Below are 14,704 nucleotides of genomic sequence, written 5' to 3'. Positions count from 1 at the left end.
CGATGGCCAATGTTACGCGCTGGGTCCGCTTCCGCCACCATGCCGAAATCGGCTTCGGGCAACTCACCCCGTCCGGCATCTCCGTGCACGACGGGGACATGTTCGGCGACCCGCGACCGACTGGACAAACGCTGGCGCTGGATAACGTCGAGCTGCTGGCCCCCACGCAACCGAGCAAGGTCATCGCGCTTTGGAACAATTTTCACGCGCTTGCGGAGAAGCTGAAATCACCTGAGCCCGCCGAACCGCTGTACCTGTTGAAGGCGCCGACCAGCGTCACCGCGCCTGGTGCCGTCATCAGGCGTCCCTTGGGCTATGATGGCAAGACGACCTACGAAGGTGAACTCGGCATCGTCATCGGCAAAAGCTGCACGGCGGTCGCCCCCGAACACGCCGACGCCTTCATCTTCGGTTACACCTGCACCAACGACGTCACCGCCGCGGACATCCTCAATCGCGACCCGACCTTCCCGCAATGGGCGCGGGCCAAGGGCTTCGATGGATATGGCCCCTTCGGCCCCGTGATTGCGTCAGGCCTCGACCCCGCACGCCTTATGGTGCGCACCATCCTGAACGGCGTCGAGCGCCAGAACTACCCGATCGCGGACATGATCTTCAGCGCACAGACGCTGGTCAGCAAGATCTCGCACGACATGACGCTGTTGCCGGGCGACCTGATCTGCTGCGGAACGTCGATTGGCGTCGGGGTCATGAAGGAGCCCGTCAACACGGTCACCGTCGCGATCGACGGAATCGGCGAGTTGACCAACGAATTCCGTCAGTAGGCTGCGGCGGGACGATAACCCGACGCAGCCGGCCCAAACGACGATTATCTGCTTTAGGAGCGTACATGATCTCCACGAATCCGGCATCAGCGCCCGGCGGCTTCCGCTGGCTGCAACTGGCGATCGGAATTGTCTGCATGGCGATGATCGCCAATCTGCAATATGGCTGGACGCTGTTCGTTGATCCGATCGACGCGAAGTTTCACTGGGGTCGTCCAGCCATCCAGCTCGCCTTCACGATTTTCGTGATGACGGAGACATGGCTTGTGCCGGTGGAGGCCTGGTTCGTGGACAAATACGGCCCCCGCATTGTCATCATGTTCGGCGGCCTGATGATCGGGTTGGCCTGGGTCTTGAACTCATACGCCTCCTCTCTCGTCACACTTTATGCGGCAGCTGTCGTCGCGGGCATTGGCGCCGGCGCCGTCTACGGCACTTGCGTCGGCAATGCGTTGAAATGGTTTCCGGACCGGCGCGGCCTGGCCGCAGGAGCAACCGCCGCCGGGTTTGGCGCCGGTGCGGCCCTCACCGTCGTACCGATTGCCAACATGATTGCCGCCGGCGGCTACCAGAGCACCTTCCTGACCTTCGGGATCGGACAAGGCCTCATCGTCATCCTGCTGGCCTGGTTCGTCCGGCCACCGCATGGCGTCGAAGCACCCAGGAAAAAGCGTCTCAATCTGCCTCAGAGTGCGATCGACTACACTCCGCCCCAGGTGTTGCGCACCCCGATCTTCTGGGTCATGTACCTGGTGTTCGTCATGGTGGCTTCGGGCGGGTTGATGACCGCCGCGCAAATCGGTCCGATCGCCCATGACTTCAAGATCGCGGACACGCCGGTCACCCTGGCGGGCTTCCAGATGGCGGCGCTGACCTTTGCCATCTCGCTCGATCGCGTCTTCGATGGTTTCGGCCGTCCGCTCTTTGGCTGGGTGTCCGATAACATCGGCCGCGAGCACACGATGTTCATCGCGTTCGCGACTGCGGCGCTGATGTTGCTGACGCTGTCCACCTACGGTCACATTCCGGTTGTCTTCGTGCTGGCCACGGCGATCTATTTTGGCGTCTTCGGCGAAATCTACAGCCTGTTTCCGGCGACGTCGGGCGACACATTCGGCGCCAAATACGCAACCACCAATAACGGCATGCTCTACACGGCGAAGGGCACGGCGGCGCTGCTCGTGCCGCTCGCGAGCATCATCTCTTCCCAGCTCGGCTGGCAGGCCGTGTTCATCGTCGCGGTCGCGCTCAATGCCACCGCTGCCCTCACCGCGTTGTTTCTGATCAAGCCTATGCGGCGCGCGTTCATTCTCGGCAGTGAAGCGACGGCAAGCGCCGCAATCGCTCGCGCAAAGGTCTTTCCCGGTGAAGGCGGTCGACTGGAGGCACCCGTGTCTTACAACCGTCTCGAGAAGGCGCCATAACAAGAGACCCATCGGCCGGAGCGCAAGCGATTGAGCGACGAATGGACGGATGTGCGGGCTCGGACCGCCCTGCGGCGAATCTTCGGCGCCGCCATCGCGAGCGCCGATCCAAGGATCACGATTGCCGACGCCCTGCCGGCAAAGCCGAAGGGCAGATGCATCGTTGTCGGCGCGGGTAAGGCGTCGGCGGCAATGGCGGCGGGCCTCGAGGCGGCATGGCCTGACGTCGAGCTTTCAGGTGTCGTCGTCACGCGCCACGGCCATTCGGTTCCAGCCGGCCGTATCGAAGTGCTCGAAGCGTCTCACCCCGTGCCGGATGACACGAGCAAGGCCGCGGCCCTTCGCATGCTGCACGCCGTCGAGGGGCTTTCAGCAGACGATCTCGTCATCGCCCTGATGTCCGGCGGTGGCTCGGCGCTGATGACCCTTCCGGCATCTCCGATGACTCTCGCCGACAAACAGGCGGTCAACCGGGCACTCCTTGCAAGCGGCGCGACGATTGCCGAGATGAACGTCGTCCGCAAACATTTGTCCGCGATCAAGGGCGGTCGGCTGGCGCTGGCCGCCCGCCCGGCCCGCGTCACGACCCTCGTGATTTCAGACATTCCCGGCGACGATCCCGCGGCGATTGCCTCCGGTCCCTCGCTGCCGGACAGCAGCACAAAAGCCGATGCGTTGGAGATCGTTGGCCGGTTTGCCATCGACTTGCCGGAAGCGGCGCGGCTTGTGCTTGAACAAGCTGACGAGACACCCAAGCCCGGCGAGATCGATGCTGATGTCCGCATCCTTGCCGCTCCATTCCATGCGCTTGACGCTGCGGCCAACGCCGCCCGGGACGAAGGCCTGACGCCGATCATTCTTGGAGACGCGATCGAGGGCGAGGCACGGGAACTCGGAACCGTGATGGCCGGCATCGCCCGGTCGGTCGCGTGGCATGCACAGCCAGGCCCTGCCCCCGCGGTGCTGCTGTCGGGAGGCGAGACGACGGTTACGATCGGACGCGGCCCGGCGGGCCGCGGCGGCCGCAACACCGAGTTTTTGCTTGGTCTTGTCATAGCCCTATCAGGTACGTGCGATATCTGGGCCATTGCGGGCGACAGCGATGGAATTGATGGAACGGAAGATGCGGCTGGCGCTTTGATCGGTCCGGATACGCTGCGGCGGGCCGCCGCGAATCTGCTTGACGCACGGGCGCACCTGGCTGCCCATGACAGCTACACGTTCTTCGACCGCCTTGGAGACCTCGTGCGCACCGGGCCGACGCTTACGAACGTCAATGATATCCGTGCCGTGCTGATCGCAGCCGGCCAGCCACCGACGAGGTGATCCATGCGTCGTCATCGACGAGCCAAGATCGTTGCAACCGTTGGTCCAGCGAGCAGTTCCCCCGAGATGCTCGAGGCGCTGCTGCTGGCGGGCGTCGATACGTTCCGCCTGAACTTCAGTCACGGAACGCAGAGCGATCACGCACGCATTCACGCGGCGATCCGAAAGCTGGAACAGGACGTCGGCCGGCCGATCGGCATCTTGATGGACCTCCAGGGTCCGAAGATCCGCGTCGGCACCTTGCGCGATGGAAAGATCGCCGCAGTGGCCGGGGAGACCATTCGATTCGTCTTGTCCGGATCGGAAGGCGACCGAACCGCAATTCCGCTCCCGCATCGGGAGATCTTTGCCGCCGTTGCCCCCGGCCATGACCTTCTGATCGACGACGGCAGGGTCCGCGTTCGCGTTACCGGGCTCGGTGACGATTTCATCGAAGCCAAGGTGATCGTCGGTGGCACGATCTCGAATCACAAGGGCGTCAACCTGCCCGGGACGGTCCTCGATCTTTCACCGCTTACCGCGAAGGATCGCCTCGATCTGGAGTTCGGCCTGAAACTTGGCGTGGATTGGGTTGCCCTGTCGTTCGTGCAGAAGCCCTCGGATATCATCGAGGCCAGAGGCCTCATTGGGGACCGCGCCGGTCTGATGGCCAAGATCGAGAAGCCGGCAGCGCTCGAACGGATCGACGATATCATCCAGCTGTGCGACGCCATCATGGTTGCGCGGGGAGATCTCGGCGTCGAAATCCCGCATGAGGACGTGCCGGGGCGCCAGAAGGAGTTGGTGCGGGCCTGCCGTCTCGCGGTGAAGCCCGTGATCGTCGCCACGCAAATGCTCGACTCGATGGTCGCCGCCCCTACGCCGACACGTGCGGAAGTCTCCGACGTTGCGACCGCCATCTATGATGGCGCAGACGCAGTGATGCTGTCGGCGGAGTCCGCGACAGGCCGATATCCGCGCGAGGCGGTCGAGATGATGGACCGCATCATCCGCAGCACCGAACAACACAAGATGTACCGCTCGATCGTCGAGGCGACCCAGCCCGGCGAAGAGCAAACGCCACCGCATGCCGTGGCAACGGCGGCCGCCGATCTCGCCTCCGTCGTTCACGCCGCAGCCATTGTGGCCTATACGTCGAGCGGTACCACGGCGGCACGCGTCGCGCGCAAGCGGCCGAGCCGCCCGATCCTCGCCATCACCCCAAGCCGCGAAGTGTCCCGCCGCCTGTGCCTGCTTTGGGGCGCTCACAGCGTGCTTTCCGACGACGTTCAGAGCTATGAGGAGATGGTCGAGCGCGCAACTACATTCGCGCATGCAGAGCAGTTTGCATCAAGCCGCGATCTGCTGGTTGTGGTCGCCGGCATTCCCTTTGGACAAGCGGGAACAACCAACAATCTACGGGTCGTATCGCTGCCCTGAGAGAACCGTCGGCCCGGGCGATTGCATCATTGGCGCACCGTGGGGCAAGATGAACGCAACGGTCGCGCGCATCCCGATCGCCTAGGTCAACATCGAGATGATCGACTGAAGCTGATCGGATGCCGACGTCACGAGCCCGTCGAACGATGTCTGGCCGTGAGCCGCGGCTCGCAGGATGCATTCCGCAACAGCGGCCTTGAGACCGAACACGGATTGATCCGCCGGCACGCTTGCCATGACCGCATCCAACGCATCGCGCATCGTCTGGATCAGTTCGGCGCTGTACTTCATGGCTATCCTCCGCAGGCTCAAAATAGGCCGGCCGTACGGGGTCGCCACTCACAAGCGCGCGATTCCAAATTGCCTTTTCGTAATGCAGTGACAGCCGTGTGAACTGGTGAGCTAGAGATCTCTCTCGGCAAGCTTGCGAAACGCGTCGGGCACCGAATGAACCGCCTCCAGCGCCGCCGAACCATATCCGATCGCCTCCCAGCCAAAGCGATCGCGGATCCTGTCGATCGCACGGTCCGCCGCCCAGCGGGCCATCCCTGTCGGACTTCCAGGCCGAAGCGCTTCGTCCTCCAGTCCGAGTGGAAGCTCCAATGCAAGATCCCAATGCTCCTCGAGATGCGACACCGAGATCGCCAGCAGCGAGATGATCTTCTCGCCGGGATGGTCGGCAAGAGCCGCGCGCACCAGATTCTCGGCGAGCCGGGCCAGGACGATGGTCGTGCACACCGGCGCATCGAGCGTCATCGAGCGCGTCACCGACTTCAGGTCGGCGAAGCGGACGCGCACCGTCACGGTTCGTCCAGGCCATGACTTCGCCCGAAGCCGCGTGGCGACGCGGTCGGCGAGATGAAGCAGCGTAGGCCGGATGACTTGCTCGATCGCAGGCTTTCGGCCAAGTGCAGATTGTGCTCCTGCCGATCGCGCGCGCCGGTGTGGCTTGAGCTGTCGCGGATCGCGATTCCAGGCCGGCGCGGCGAGTTTCTCGCCCGCTGCCGGACCGAGCAAGTGCGTCAGCGACCGTTCCGACAATTTGGCGAGCTGACCGATCGTCGCGACGCCGATCGCGTCCAGCCGGGTCCTGGTGACCGGCCCTACCCCCCACATCAACTCAACCGGCAGTTCGTGAAGGAAGCTCAGCTCGGCGTCGGGATCAACGACGACAAGTCCGTCGGGCTTTGCGACCTGCGAGGCGATCTTCGCCAGATGCTTGGTGCGGGCGACGCCGACCGAGATCGGAAGGCCGAGCTCGGTGCGCACGCGCCACCGGATCGACGCGGCTATTTCGGCAGGCGTTCCGAAGAGGTGAGTGCAGCCGGCAACGTCCGCGAACGCCTCGTCGATCGAAATTCGCTCGACCAGCGGCGTGAAGTCGCCGATCACCTTGATGGCCGCGTCACCCAGCCGCTGGTAATCGCTGAAATGGCCGCCGACGAAAACAAGTTGCGGGCACAGTTGGCGCGCTTCCCGTCCCGACATGCCGCCATGCACTCCGAAGGCCTTGGCCTCATAGGACGCCGCAAGCACAACCCCGCCTCCGACGGCGATCGGCTTGCCGCGCAGCGACGGCTCGAGCAGTTGCTCGACCGATGCGTAGAATGCATCGAGGTCCGCATGAAGGATGGTGGCTGCGGCTGCCATCTCGACCCGTTCATCCCTGACCTGACCGAAGCCGCCCGTCCCCGGACGTGGAAATTGCCGATAGAACAAAATAGGAACACTATGAAGTCGAGTCAATCCAGCACGTCATTGTGGCCGACGGCGCCGCGAACGACGCCAGGTGGTCAACGCGCGTTGCCACGCTGCGCGCTTGCCGCGCGAGGGGGTCTGCCGGCGCTTGCTTCAGCCGGCTTCGCCCGATCGCCCCCCGATCTCGGTCCGCGGGAGATCGAGTGGAGAGTTGCTGCGAGGCATCAATGCGAGGCACGTCGGCGGAGGGTTCGAGATACCGCACCGGCTCACTCATCAGCCGGCTGACTTTGCCGCGCAGGGCTTTTTCGGGTAGATATTTTGCAATGACCGACCAATCCCATCAGGTGGACTTCCAAGCTGCGGCCCACCTTTACAAATGGCCTTCTCTCAACAACTCCAGGCGAGAGGATCGCGCGCCCTATGTGGTCGTCGACGGAACGCTCGACCAATGCATTCGGGATTTCATGGGCAAGCCCGAGAAGACGCGACATCTTTACGAGATCCGGACCAAGTCGCAGCCTCCCCTCGTCCCCGACGTGCTGTCACCCGAGCATGTGATCGAGCTCTCCAGGCTTCGCGAGTTTCTCTGAGGCGCGCAGCGAACGCGATCCCGACGCGCGTCGTTTGCGGGCCGACTTATCCATCTGTCGTAGGTCTGGTGCCGGATTGTTTGCCCCTTGGCGAGCCGGTACACTTGCTTGACTCCCTGACCGACCGACGTCCGCGCCGACATGATTGATCCGCTTTGACCCCGCTGAGGCTCGCACGTCGCCTGCATGGGAGCGGAACGGCGGCACGGCCAGTTGAGGAGCATCGCGAGGCGCCGCATGAAGTTCAATCTGGCGATCTTGAGTGTGCTGGCCGCAAGGCCCGGGCAACGGATCGCGATCGACGAGGTCAGCCGCGAGGTCAAGCGCATGATCGCGGCCGGCGATGAAACCACGCGGTCGAAGCGGCCGTCCGAGCTTGGCGACGCCGACGTCTTCCAATCGGGATGGGCATCGATCAACGACGCGGGCCTGCAGATCACCGATTCGGGGCTGGCGCTGTGGCGCTCGCTTGAAGCCGCCCGCATCGAACAAAGCCTCGATCAGCAGGAATCGGAACGATTGGACGCCGCTGCAGCCGACACGCGCCATTACGTTGCGGATACTGCGGTCGACCGCCTCGACGACGTCGATCTCGAGCTCCCCGGCATGACGCGCGAGGACCGCGACGACCGCCAGCCATCCGGCGCGGGTCATTCGGCTGCTGCTCCCGACATCCCCCCGACGGACTCTCCGATCGTCCCTGCGCCTGCCTTCGGCTCCTTTCAAGAGGCGAACCGCATGGTGGCTTCGCGGCTGTCCGGTCTGGTCAGCTTCCTCGGCACGATCAAGCCGAAATTTGCCGCCGCGCGGCGACGGCGATCCGCGGAGGATGTCCCGGATCGAGGTGCCGATCGTCGAGGCGGATTGACGGGGCTGGCGGTGGCGTGCCTCAGCCTGATCTCGGTCGTCGCTTGCGTTGCCGCCGCGATTGCACTTGGTCAGCTCTCTTCGCTGAAGTCGGACATCGCCGCGTTGCGACGGGAGATCGCGCCGCTGAGGGAACGCCTCACCAGACTCGAACTGGTCGAAGTCGCAAAACGCGATGCCGCCCAGCAGGAAGATGCGCGAGACAAGGCCGAGGCGGAAAAGAAGCTGCCTGACGGCGCAGGCGAACAGGCCGCGCTCAGCCTCTCGCGTGAAGAGATTCAGTTGATAAGGGAGTACATCAAGGCAGCGCCTTCGGCCGGCGCAGCCGTCGCGCCGATCAACGTCGGCGATCCCATCACCGGCGGAATGATTCCGCTGCCTTCATCGCTGACGGAGAAGCTGCCGCGTCTTGTCGGCGCGAGATTTGCAACCCGTAACGGCGCCATCATCATCAGCACGCGAAACAGCCGCCGCATCGATGCCGTGCTGATGCCGAACTAGCAAAACGCGCCAAGCGGCCCGCGCCTGGCTCTGCCGAACCGACCGGTTGAGCGGCGTGATCAGGGCTGATTGTTCGGCGGCCGCTCGATGAACTTCCGGCTGCCGTTGAGAAGCTCGAGGTTGTTGGCGATGACAGGGTTGCCCGGATCGAGCGAATACGCCTTCTCGAACTTCCGCCGCGCGCCGCTCAGATTGCCGCGCAGCATCAGGGAATAGCCCTGATCGTTGAGGATCTGGACGGTCTCGCCGCCAAGCCGGATCGCCTGCGCATAGGCCTGATCGGCGAGATCGAAGCGGCGCAACTTGTCATAGCTCGCCGCGAGGCCGACCCAGGCCGTCACGTCCTTCGGCGCCTTCTCGACCGCATCCTTGAAATAGCGCTGCGAGATTCCGTAATTGCCGCGATTGTACTGCTCGAGTCCCATCCGCACCGGTTCGTCGGACGGATAGTATTTGACGTCGGTCGGCTCCTGCACGGGGTCGCCGCCCGGCGGATCCACGGGGGCGACGATGGCCGCCTCCCGCGTCGTGTAGTCACAGGCCCCAAGGCCGGTCGCCAAGCCGCAACAGATCAACGCCGGGGCGAGGCGATGCAATCCTCGCCCCGTTGCCCAAGTCCAGCGCATCCCCCGCACCATTCGAAGATCCATCGCAAAACTACCTACGAAAACAGACGGCACGACCGAAATACTGAGGTCTGCCGAAACCTAACGTCGCACTTCCCTTCCGAATCCCTGCCCCGGCACCTGGCCGACGCCAAAAGGACATTACCTGCCGCCTCCTCCGACCCCGACGGCCACCGATCCTCCGGTCCCGGCTCCCAATCCGGTCGTGTTGACGTTCTGAATTGTGGTGACGGGCGGCGCCTGGCCCATCGCCTTGGTCGGATCGCCCATGTCGGGGAGCTGATCGAGCGGGCGTTGCTGAGTGCCATAGCGCTGCACGGCACCGTTTGTACGCCGCGCGTCATACGCGAGCCGGCGATCGCCGACATAGGCCGGCCACGGGTGGATCGTGTGGGTGACGGCGTTGACCTCCTTGGCGTTGCCGGCGCTCATCGTGATGGTGTCGGAGCGCTGCACGTAGCGGTCCATCTCGTCGTGCCCGTAGAGGCCGTAGCAGCCGCCGAGCAGGAAAGGTGCGAGCAGAGCGAGGTATCTGACGGTCATCTCTCGCCTCCCTAGTTCAAGGTCTTCACGACCGGCTGGTTCGCACCGACGGCCGGTGGCGGAGCCGGTACAACGGCGTTCGGCGCGATGATGTGACCATAGGGCCCCTTCACATCGCCGCCGGAATTGACGTAGTCGTCGTAACGCTTGCGCACTTCCATCTGGCCATTGAGGAAGAAGTCGACGTCATTGGCCGGCAAGCGCGAATCGAGCGGCGATGCCAGTTGCTGGCCGGGCGCCGCCGGCGCGACCAGGCGCGGCGTCACGATGATGACGAGGTCGGTTTCCTGCTGCTGGTACGACTTGCTGCTGAACAAGGTCCCGAGAATCGGCACTGAGCCGATCCAGGGCAGTTGCGAGACGTCCTGCCGGTTGCGCGTCTGCAGCAGGCCGGCGATGGCAAAGCTCTGGCCGTCGCGCAATTCGACCGTGGTGCGCGCATCGCGGCGGGTCAACGCCGGGATCGTCGTTCCGGAGATGCTCACCGCGTTGGTGAAATCGAGCTCGCTGACCGAGGGCTCAACGCGGAGATTGATCACTCCGCGCGAAAGCACGGTTGGCACGAACGCCAGTTCGACGCCGAACTTCTTGTAGTCGATGGTCACGGTCGGCAGTGCGCCCGGGACCGGCGACGAGGCGACGGGCACCGGGATCTCGCCACCCGCCAGGAATCGCGCAGCATCGCCCGACAGCGTGGTCAAGTTCGGCTCCGCCAGCCGGCGGGCCAGCCCTTTCGTTTCCAGCGCGGTAATCAGAAGGTCCACCGAACCGCCGCTGCTGGTTCGAAGAATGCTCGTCAACAAGCTTCCGAACGGAGGCGCGGCTACGCCGCCAGCGGAGCCAATAAGCGTTCCGACCGTTCCGAGCAGTGGAAGACTACCAGTGGGGGGAGCGCCGACATTACCGTTGACACCGCCAATGGGTGCTCGCCCTACGGCCCCCGGCACTGCCCCACCAAGGCCCGTGTTCGCAACATTGGTGCCGTTGGCGTTTGCTGCATATAGATTCACACCGAGGTCGCGTCCCGCCTCGCGGCTGACCTCGAGGAAGCGCACCTCGAGCATGACCTGCTGCGGCGCTGCAACGCTCATGGCATTGACGACGATGGCGTCCTTGGGAACGCTGCCCTGGGCAATTGTCATCGCCCGCTCCGCGGAAACCGCATCGGTAGCCATTCCGCTCAGCACAACCTGCCCTTCGGAGGCGGACACGCGAATGCCGCGCGTGCCGGTGCCGGCCTGGATATTCTGCTGCAAATTGCCGATATCGAGCGTCACCTCGACATCGAGAATGCCGATCTGCTTCATCGAGCTGTCGAACAGGATGACGTTGGTGGTGCCGGTCTTCCTGCCCTGGACGTAGATCAGGTGATCGCTCAGCGACTTAACGTCGGCGATATCGGGGGAGCCCGCGACGATCGACGAGAACGCCGTATCGACCCTGAAGGTGCGCGACTTGTTGACGGTCACCCTGACGCGCTGGACGTCGCTCATCTCGCTGACGAACACGCCGCTGGATGACGGCGCCCGCCGGTCGGCGGCGGCAGCAGGATCGGTGAAATGAAACAGGGCGATCGCTGCGCCAAACGCCATCGCGCTCAGGGCAACCAGCCCAAGTCCCGCATCAACCGAAACGCGACTTCCCATCATGCCAATCCCCTTCGCCGCGTCGCCGCGACGACCCCCCGTAAATCTACGACCTCGGCGTCCCGATCACTCCCGTTCGTCCACCACGCCGTAGAGTTTACAGTCTGTCCGACTACAAATAGTTACTCGCAAAATTCCCGTTTCCCCGCGCACCGAGCACTCACCCGGGTCGCAAGGCCGCTAATGGCGGCTGGTCAATCATCCCCCGCCACGCGCCTCGATTGCAAGGAAAGAGGTCCGCCCGGCCGCGGCAACGCCGGAGAAAACTGCCCGATGTTGCCAGCGCGCACCACTTCCGTAGCCCGCCCGGGCTATTGCCCGGCCCGCCCATCGGGCCGAGCCGCCTGGCGGCCGACCAGGCCGGCGCCTTCGATCAGCCTCACCGAATCGGGCTCTGCTCAGAACGGAATCGTGGTGGACGCGCTCGGCGCGTTCAACGACGTGCCCCAGATCGGCATGATCATGGCGAAGCCCGACTGGGATGCCGTCACCGTCAGCGCCGAGGCGCCCGCCGTCGTGGTCACCGTCGGCGTGAGACTGGCGCCATACAGGAAGGGAGCAACGGCCTGCTTCTGCGCAGGCGTCAGATAGTCACCGGTACAGCCGGATGGTGAATTGGACGCCAGCACGGCGGGGGTGTAGCAGGTGATCATGTTCGCCCGGGCCCCGGCATCCGCAAGCAGGCGCAGCGACTGCATCGTGATCGCGTAGCGTCCGAAATCAAAGACGGCGAAGATCAGGGTGAACAAGGGCACGGCGATGAGGCAGAACTCGAGAGCCGCGACCCCGCGCTGGTCGAGCCCTTTCATCACTGCACCAAACGCACGGTTTGAACGTTGGGCTTTGCTGCCCCATCCGACGTACACTTGCTGTTGTCCAGCGTCGTATTGCCCTGGAAAGTCACCGCGTAGGCTATGACCTGGTAACAACCAGTGGCCGGGGCACTCGACGAGCTGTTGCCTCCGTATGTCACGGGGGCATTTGGAATATAGACCGTGCCATTGAAATAGCTTGTGGAGGTGCCACTGATGTTGACGCCTTGCTTCGAATAGGCCTCACCATCATAGAGCAGGAGATCTTTCATCAGGGCCAACACCGATGCTGACAAGACCGATGGCCCCGTAGGCGACTTCATTGCCGTAAGCTGGATCGTGGGATTCCCCGTAAATTTGAGCGATGTACCACTTCCGAAAAATATCAAGGTAGCCGTTCCCGTTATGGTCGGATTGCCGTTGATGGTGATGTTCCCCGAAAAATAGTACGTGCCGTTTAATACAGTGGTGGGGCTGAACGACGGATTGGTATTGTAACAGCTGCATGTCTCATAGGGCTGCGGTGCGGCGTTGTTGATGTTGTTTGCGAAATTTGACGTCTTCAACGCAGACAGCGCCGTGTTGACTGCACTCAGCGGATCCGGGATTGGTTGCTGATAGGTTTGCACGCCCGTGCATTGACTTCCGCCCGTCTGGGAGCAGCCGCCGACCGTGTAGCTCGGCGCATCCACCGAAATACCCGAATTGCCGATGAAGCCGATCGCGTTCGACGCGCTGCTGTCCGACGAAATACCGCACGTTGCCGACGAGACCGTAGCGCTACCCTGAAAGGTGACGGGGTCCTTCAACGCCAGCACGCATGGAGGTTTCGCCAGGCTATCGAGCTTGGCGACCGCCGTCGCGGCAATCGTGACCGTCGACAAGCCGAGCACCTGAGCCAAATATCCCGGCTGCTGCTGGCTGATGGTGGCCTGAACGTACGTCCCCGCCACCCCGTTCCACGACGTCAGCGAGGCGACCTGGACGGTCCGCGTGACGCCGCTGGTCGCCACACATCTGGAGCCGGGATAGGCGGTGTCGCCGGAATTGCAGAACGTATTCTGAGCCGCCGCCTGCTTGCCGCGGTAATCATACGTCTGGGTGTTGTTGCAGGTCGTACCCGGCTGCGGAGCGGCGTCGCACGCCAATCGCAAAGCACCCGCATAGGCCGCCGCATCAGCCGCACCCTGGGCGCGCTGCTGGGTGACGTACCACGAGCCGGCTTCACCGCCGAGCGCCATCATTCCGATCAACGGGATCAACGCAATCACGGTTGCGAACGCGGCCGAGCCGCGACGACAATGAAGCATGTTGCGCATGGACCACCTCATTGAAACCGTTCCGAATAGGTCAGCGTGAACGAACAAGGATTGCTATTGCCGCTGGTGCAAATCGCCGATCTCAACACCATCGGCGCCAACGTGATCGTCGTCGAATACACGTAGTACTTCGGCTGGGACGGATCAGAGTTTGTCGAATCGCAGACCGCATTGCTCTCGCCGCAGATGAGCTGGATGCTGGGGATCGGATAACGGGAATCGGCCTTGGCGAGCGCGGCCGCCGCCCAACTGGAGGCGTTCGTGACGTCGCCCGGCGGGGAATACTGGATGGATTGTCCAAACCCGCGCAGCGCCGCAAGCGCCTGGATATATTGAAAGCCCGCTAGCGCGAGGTCGGCAAGCGGCAGCAGAATAACCAGGAACAGGAAAGCGAAAACGAACAGCATCTCGAACGCGACGGCGCCGCGTTGATCCCGGATCAGAGAACGCTTGCCGCTCACACGGCTTATCCAGCTTCGCATGGTCGCTCACCAGACATAGGGAATCAATCTCCAGCGCGACGCCTCGTAGCTGGAATATTCAGGAAGCGTGCGCCGAAGCACGTCCTCCTCGTAATGAATTCGCCAGACCTGGATGCAGATGTGCAGAATCAGCAGGCCTACCGTCATCCAGCTCAGATGCTGCAGCACGACACCAAGGAACACGATCTCTTCCGACAGATAGAGCGGATGCTTGATCCACCGGTACGGCCCGGTTTGCACCACCGAACGCGCCTGCGGCACCAGGCTGAACGATCGTCCGAGATGACGAATGGTGATGAGAATCATGATCATGCCGGTCAGCACGCAAACCGCGGACAGCAAATTCGGCAATGCGCCCTCGGTCTTCTCGAAAAACGTGATCGTCCATGGCCAGTATGTGCCGACGAACGCCGCAACCCTCGGCAGCAGGCCTTCGGCCTGCGCCTTTGCGGGGCCCCGGATCAGGATCAGCAGCGCCAGCATCAGGTAGAACATCGCGACAAGAAAGTTCGACACGAGCGACGGCCACGGCTCGCCGGCCGAAGTCCCGAGCTTGTGCATGACGACAAGCCCTAGCAGAAAGAACCATGCGCTGCCCAAGAATCGGGTTACCCGATCGTAAGCCAGATTTGACGGAAGGGTCATTGCACTTGCACTCATGGC

The 14,704-nt window shown here is 63.3% G+C and carries 15 protein-coding genes; 6 read left to right on the top strand and 9 right to left on the bottom strand.

All coding sequences use genetic code 11. From position 1 onward, the window contains the following. Positions 1-2 precede the first annotated feature (2 nt). The 4 genes from QA639_RS17495 to pyk all read left to right on the top strand — a co-directional run bounded on the left by QA639_RS17495 (position 3) and on the right by pyk (position 4,954). Positions 3-785, top strand: coding sequence for a fumarylacetoacetate hydrolase family protein (locus QA639_RS17495; protein ID WP_028334102.1), 783 nt, complete (start codon positions 3-5; stop codon positions 783-785). A gap of 65 nt (positions 786-850) precedes the next feature. Continuing rightward, a complete protein-coding gene (gene oxlT, locus QA639_RS17490) occupies positions 851-2,209 on the top strand; it encodes an oxalate/formate MFS antiporter (RefSeq protein ID WP_283090326.1) in 1,359 nt (452 codons plus the stop codon). Between the two features lie 30 nt (positions 2,210-2,239). Further along, positions 2,240-3,535, top strand: a complete 1,296-nt coding sequence (locus tag QA639_RS17485; RefSeq protein WP_157341855.1) for a glycerate kinase type-2 family protein — start codon at positions 2,240-2,242, stop codon at positions 3,533-3,535. Positions 3,536-3,538: 3 nt separating this feature from the next. Then, on the top strand, positions 3,539-4,954 hold the full coding sequence (gene pyk / locus QA639_RS17480) for a pyruvate kinase (protein ID WP_028334099.1): 1,416 nt from the start codon (positions 3,539-3,541) through the stop codon (positions 4,952-4,954). Between the two features lie 81 nt (positions 4,955-5,035). Here pyk and QA639_RS17475 read toward each other — a convergent pair whose 3' ends face one another. Both QA639_RS17475 and dinB read right to left on the bottom strand, forming a co-directional pair. Further along, positions 5,036-5,245: a hypothetical protein gene (locus QA639_RS17475; protein WP_016846027.1), complete on the bottom strand. Its 210-nt coding sequence runs from the start codon at positions 5,243-5,245 to the stop codon at positions 5,036-5,038. A 111-nt stretch (positions 5,246-5,356) separates the two neighbouring features. Next, positions 5,357-6,604 carry a DNA polymerase IV gene (dinB, locus tag QA639_RS17470; protein ID WP_283090325.1) on the bottom strand — a complete coding sequence of 416 codons (1,248 nt, stop codon included), beginning with the start codon at positions 6,602-6,604 and terminating at the stop codon, positions 5,357-5,359. A gap of 374 nt (positions 6,605-6,978) precedes the next feature. On the opposite strand from dinB, the gene QA639_RS17465 reads away from it, so the two are divergent. Beyond that, positions 6,979-7,245: a hypothetical protein gene (locus QA639_RS17465; protein WP_157341863.1), complete on the top strand. Its 267-nt coding sequence runs from the start codon at positions 6,979-6,981 to the stop codon at positions 7,243-7,245. Between the two features lie 237 nt (positions 7,246-7,482). Then, entirely contained in the window at positions 7,483-8,613 is a 1,131-nt protein-coding gene (locus QA639_RS17460) for a hypothetical protein (protein WP_283090324.1), read from the top strand. A gap of 59 nt (positions 8,614-8,672) precedes the next feature. Here the strand turns inward: QA639_RS17460 and QA639_RS17455 are convergent, their stop codons facing one another. The 7 genes from QA639_RS17455 to QA639_RS17425 all read right to left on the bottom strand — a co-directional run bounded on the left by QA639_RS17455 (position 8,673) and on the right by QA639_RS17425 (position 14,602). Beyond that, positions 8,673-9,209, bottom strand: coding sequence for a tetratricopeptide repeat protein (locus QA639_RS17455; protein WP_028334096.1), 537 nt, complete (start codon positions 9,207-9,209; stop codon positions 8,673-8,675). 171 nt (positions 9,210-9,380) lie between these two features. After that, entirely contained in the window at positions 9,381-9,782 is a 402-nt protein-coding gene (locus QA639_RS17450; RefSeq protein WP_028334095.1) for a hypothetical protein, read from the bottom strand. An 11-nt stretch (positions 9,783-9,793) separates the two neighbouring features. Then, positions 9,794-11,431: a type II and III secretion system protein family protein gene (locus tag QA639_RS17445; RefSeq protein WP_283090323.1), complete on the bottom strand. Its 1,638-nt coding sequence runs from the start codon at positions 11,429-11,431 to the stop codon at positions 9,794-9,796. Between the two features lie 395 nt (positions 11,432-11,826). After that, positions 11,827-12,237 carry a TadE/TadG family type IV pilus assembly protein gene (locus QA639_RS17440; RefSeq protein ID WP_283090322.1) on the bottom strand — a complete coding sequence of 137 codons (411 nt, stop codon included), beginning with the start codon at positions 12,235-12,237 and terminating at the stop codon, positions 11,827-11,829. Next, positions 12,237-13,559, bottom strand: a complete 1,323-nt coding sequence (locus tag QA639_RS17435; protein WP_283090321.1) for a pilus assembly protein TadG-related protein — start codon at positions 13,557-13,559, stop codon at positions 12,237-12,239. The genes QA639_RS17440 and QA639_RS17435 overlap by 1 nt, the downstream gene beginning before the upstream one ends. Before the next feature lie 8 nt (positions 13,560-13,567). Then, positions 13,568-14,020: a hypothetical protein gene (locus QA639_RS17430; RefSeq protein WP_283090320.1), complete on the bottom strand. Its 453-nt coding sequence runs from the start codon at positions 14,018-14,020 to the stop codon at positions 13,568-13,570. Positions 14,021-14,047: 27 nt separating this feature from the next. Next, complete coding sequence (locus QA639_RS17425; RefSeq protein ID WP_283090319.1) at positions 14,048-14,602, bottom strand: methyltransferase family protein; 555 nt, start codon at positions 14,600-14,602, stop codon at positions 14,048-14,050. Positions 14,603-14,704 lie beyond the last annotated feature (102 nt).

It is taken from the genome of Bradyrhizobium pachyrhizi, assembly GCF_029714545.1.
In the GTDB taxonomy this organism is placed as follows: Bacteria; Pseudomonadota; Alphaproteobacteria; order Rhizobiales; family Xanthobacteraceae; genus Bradyrhizobium; species Bradyrhizobium pachyrhizi.
The sequence above is the reverse complement of the archived record's forward strand: the minus strand, read 5'-3'. Positions and strand labels throughout refer to the sequence as shown.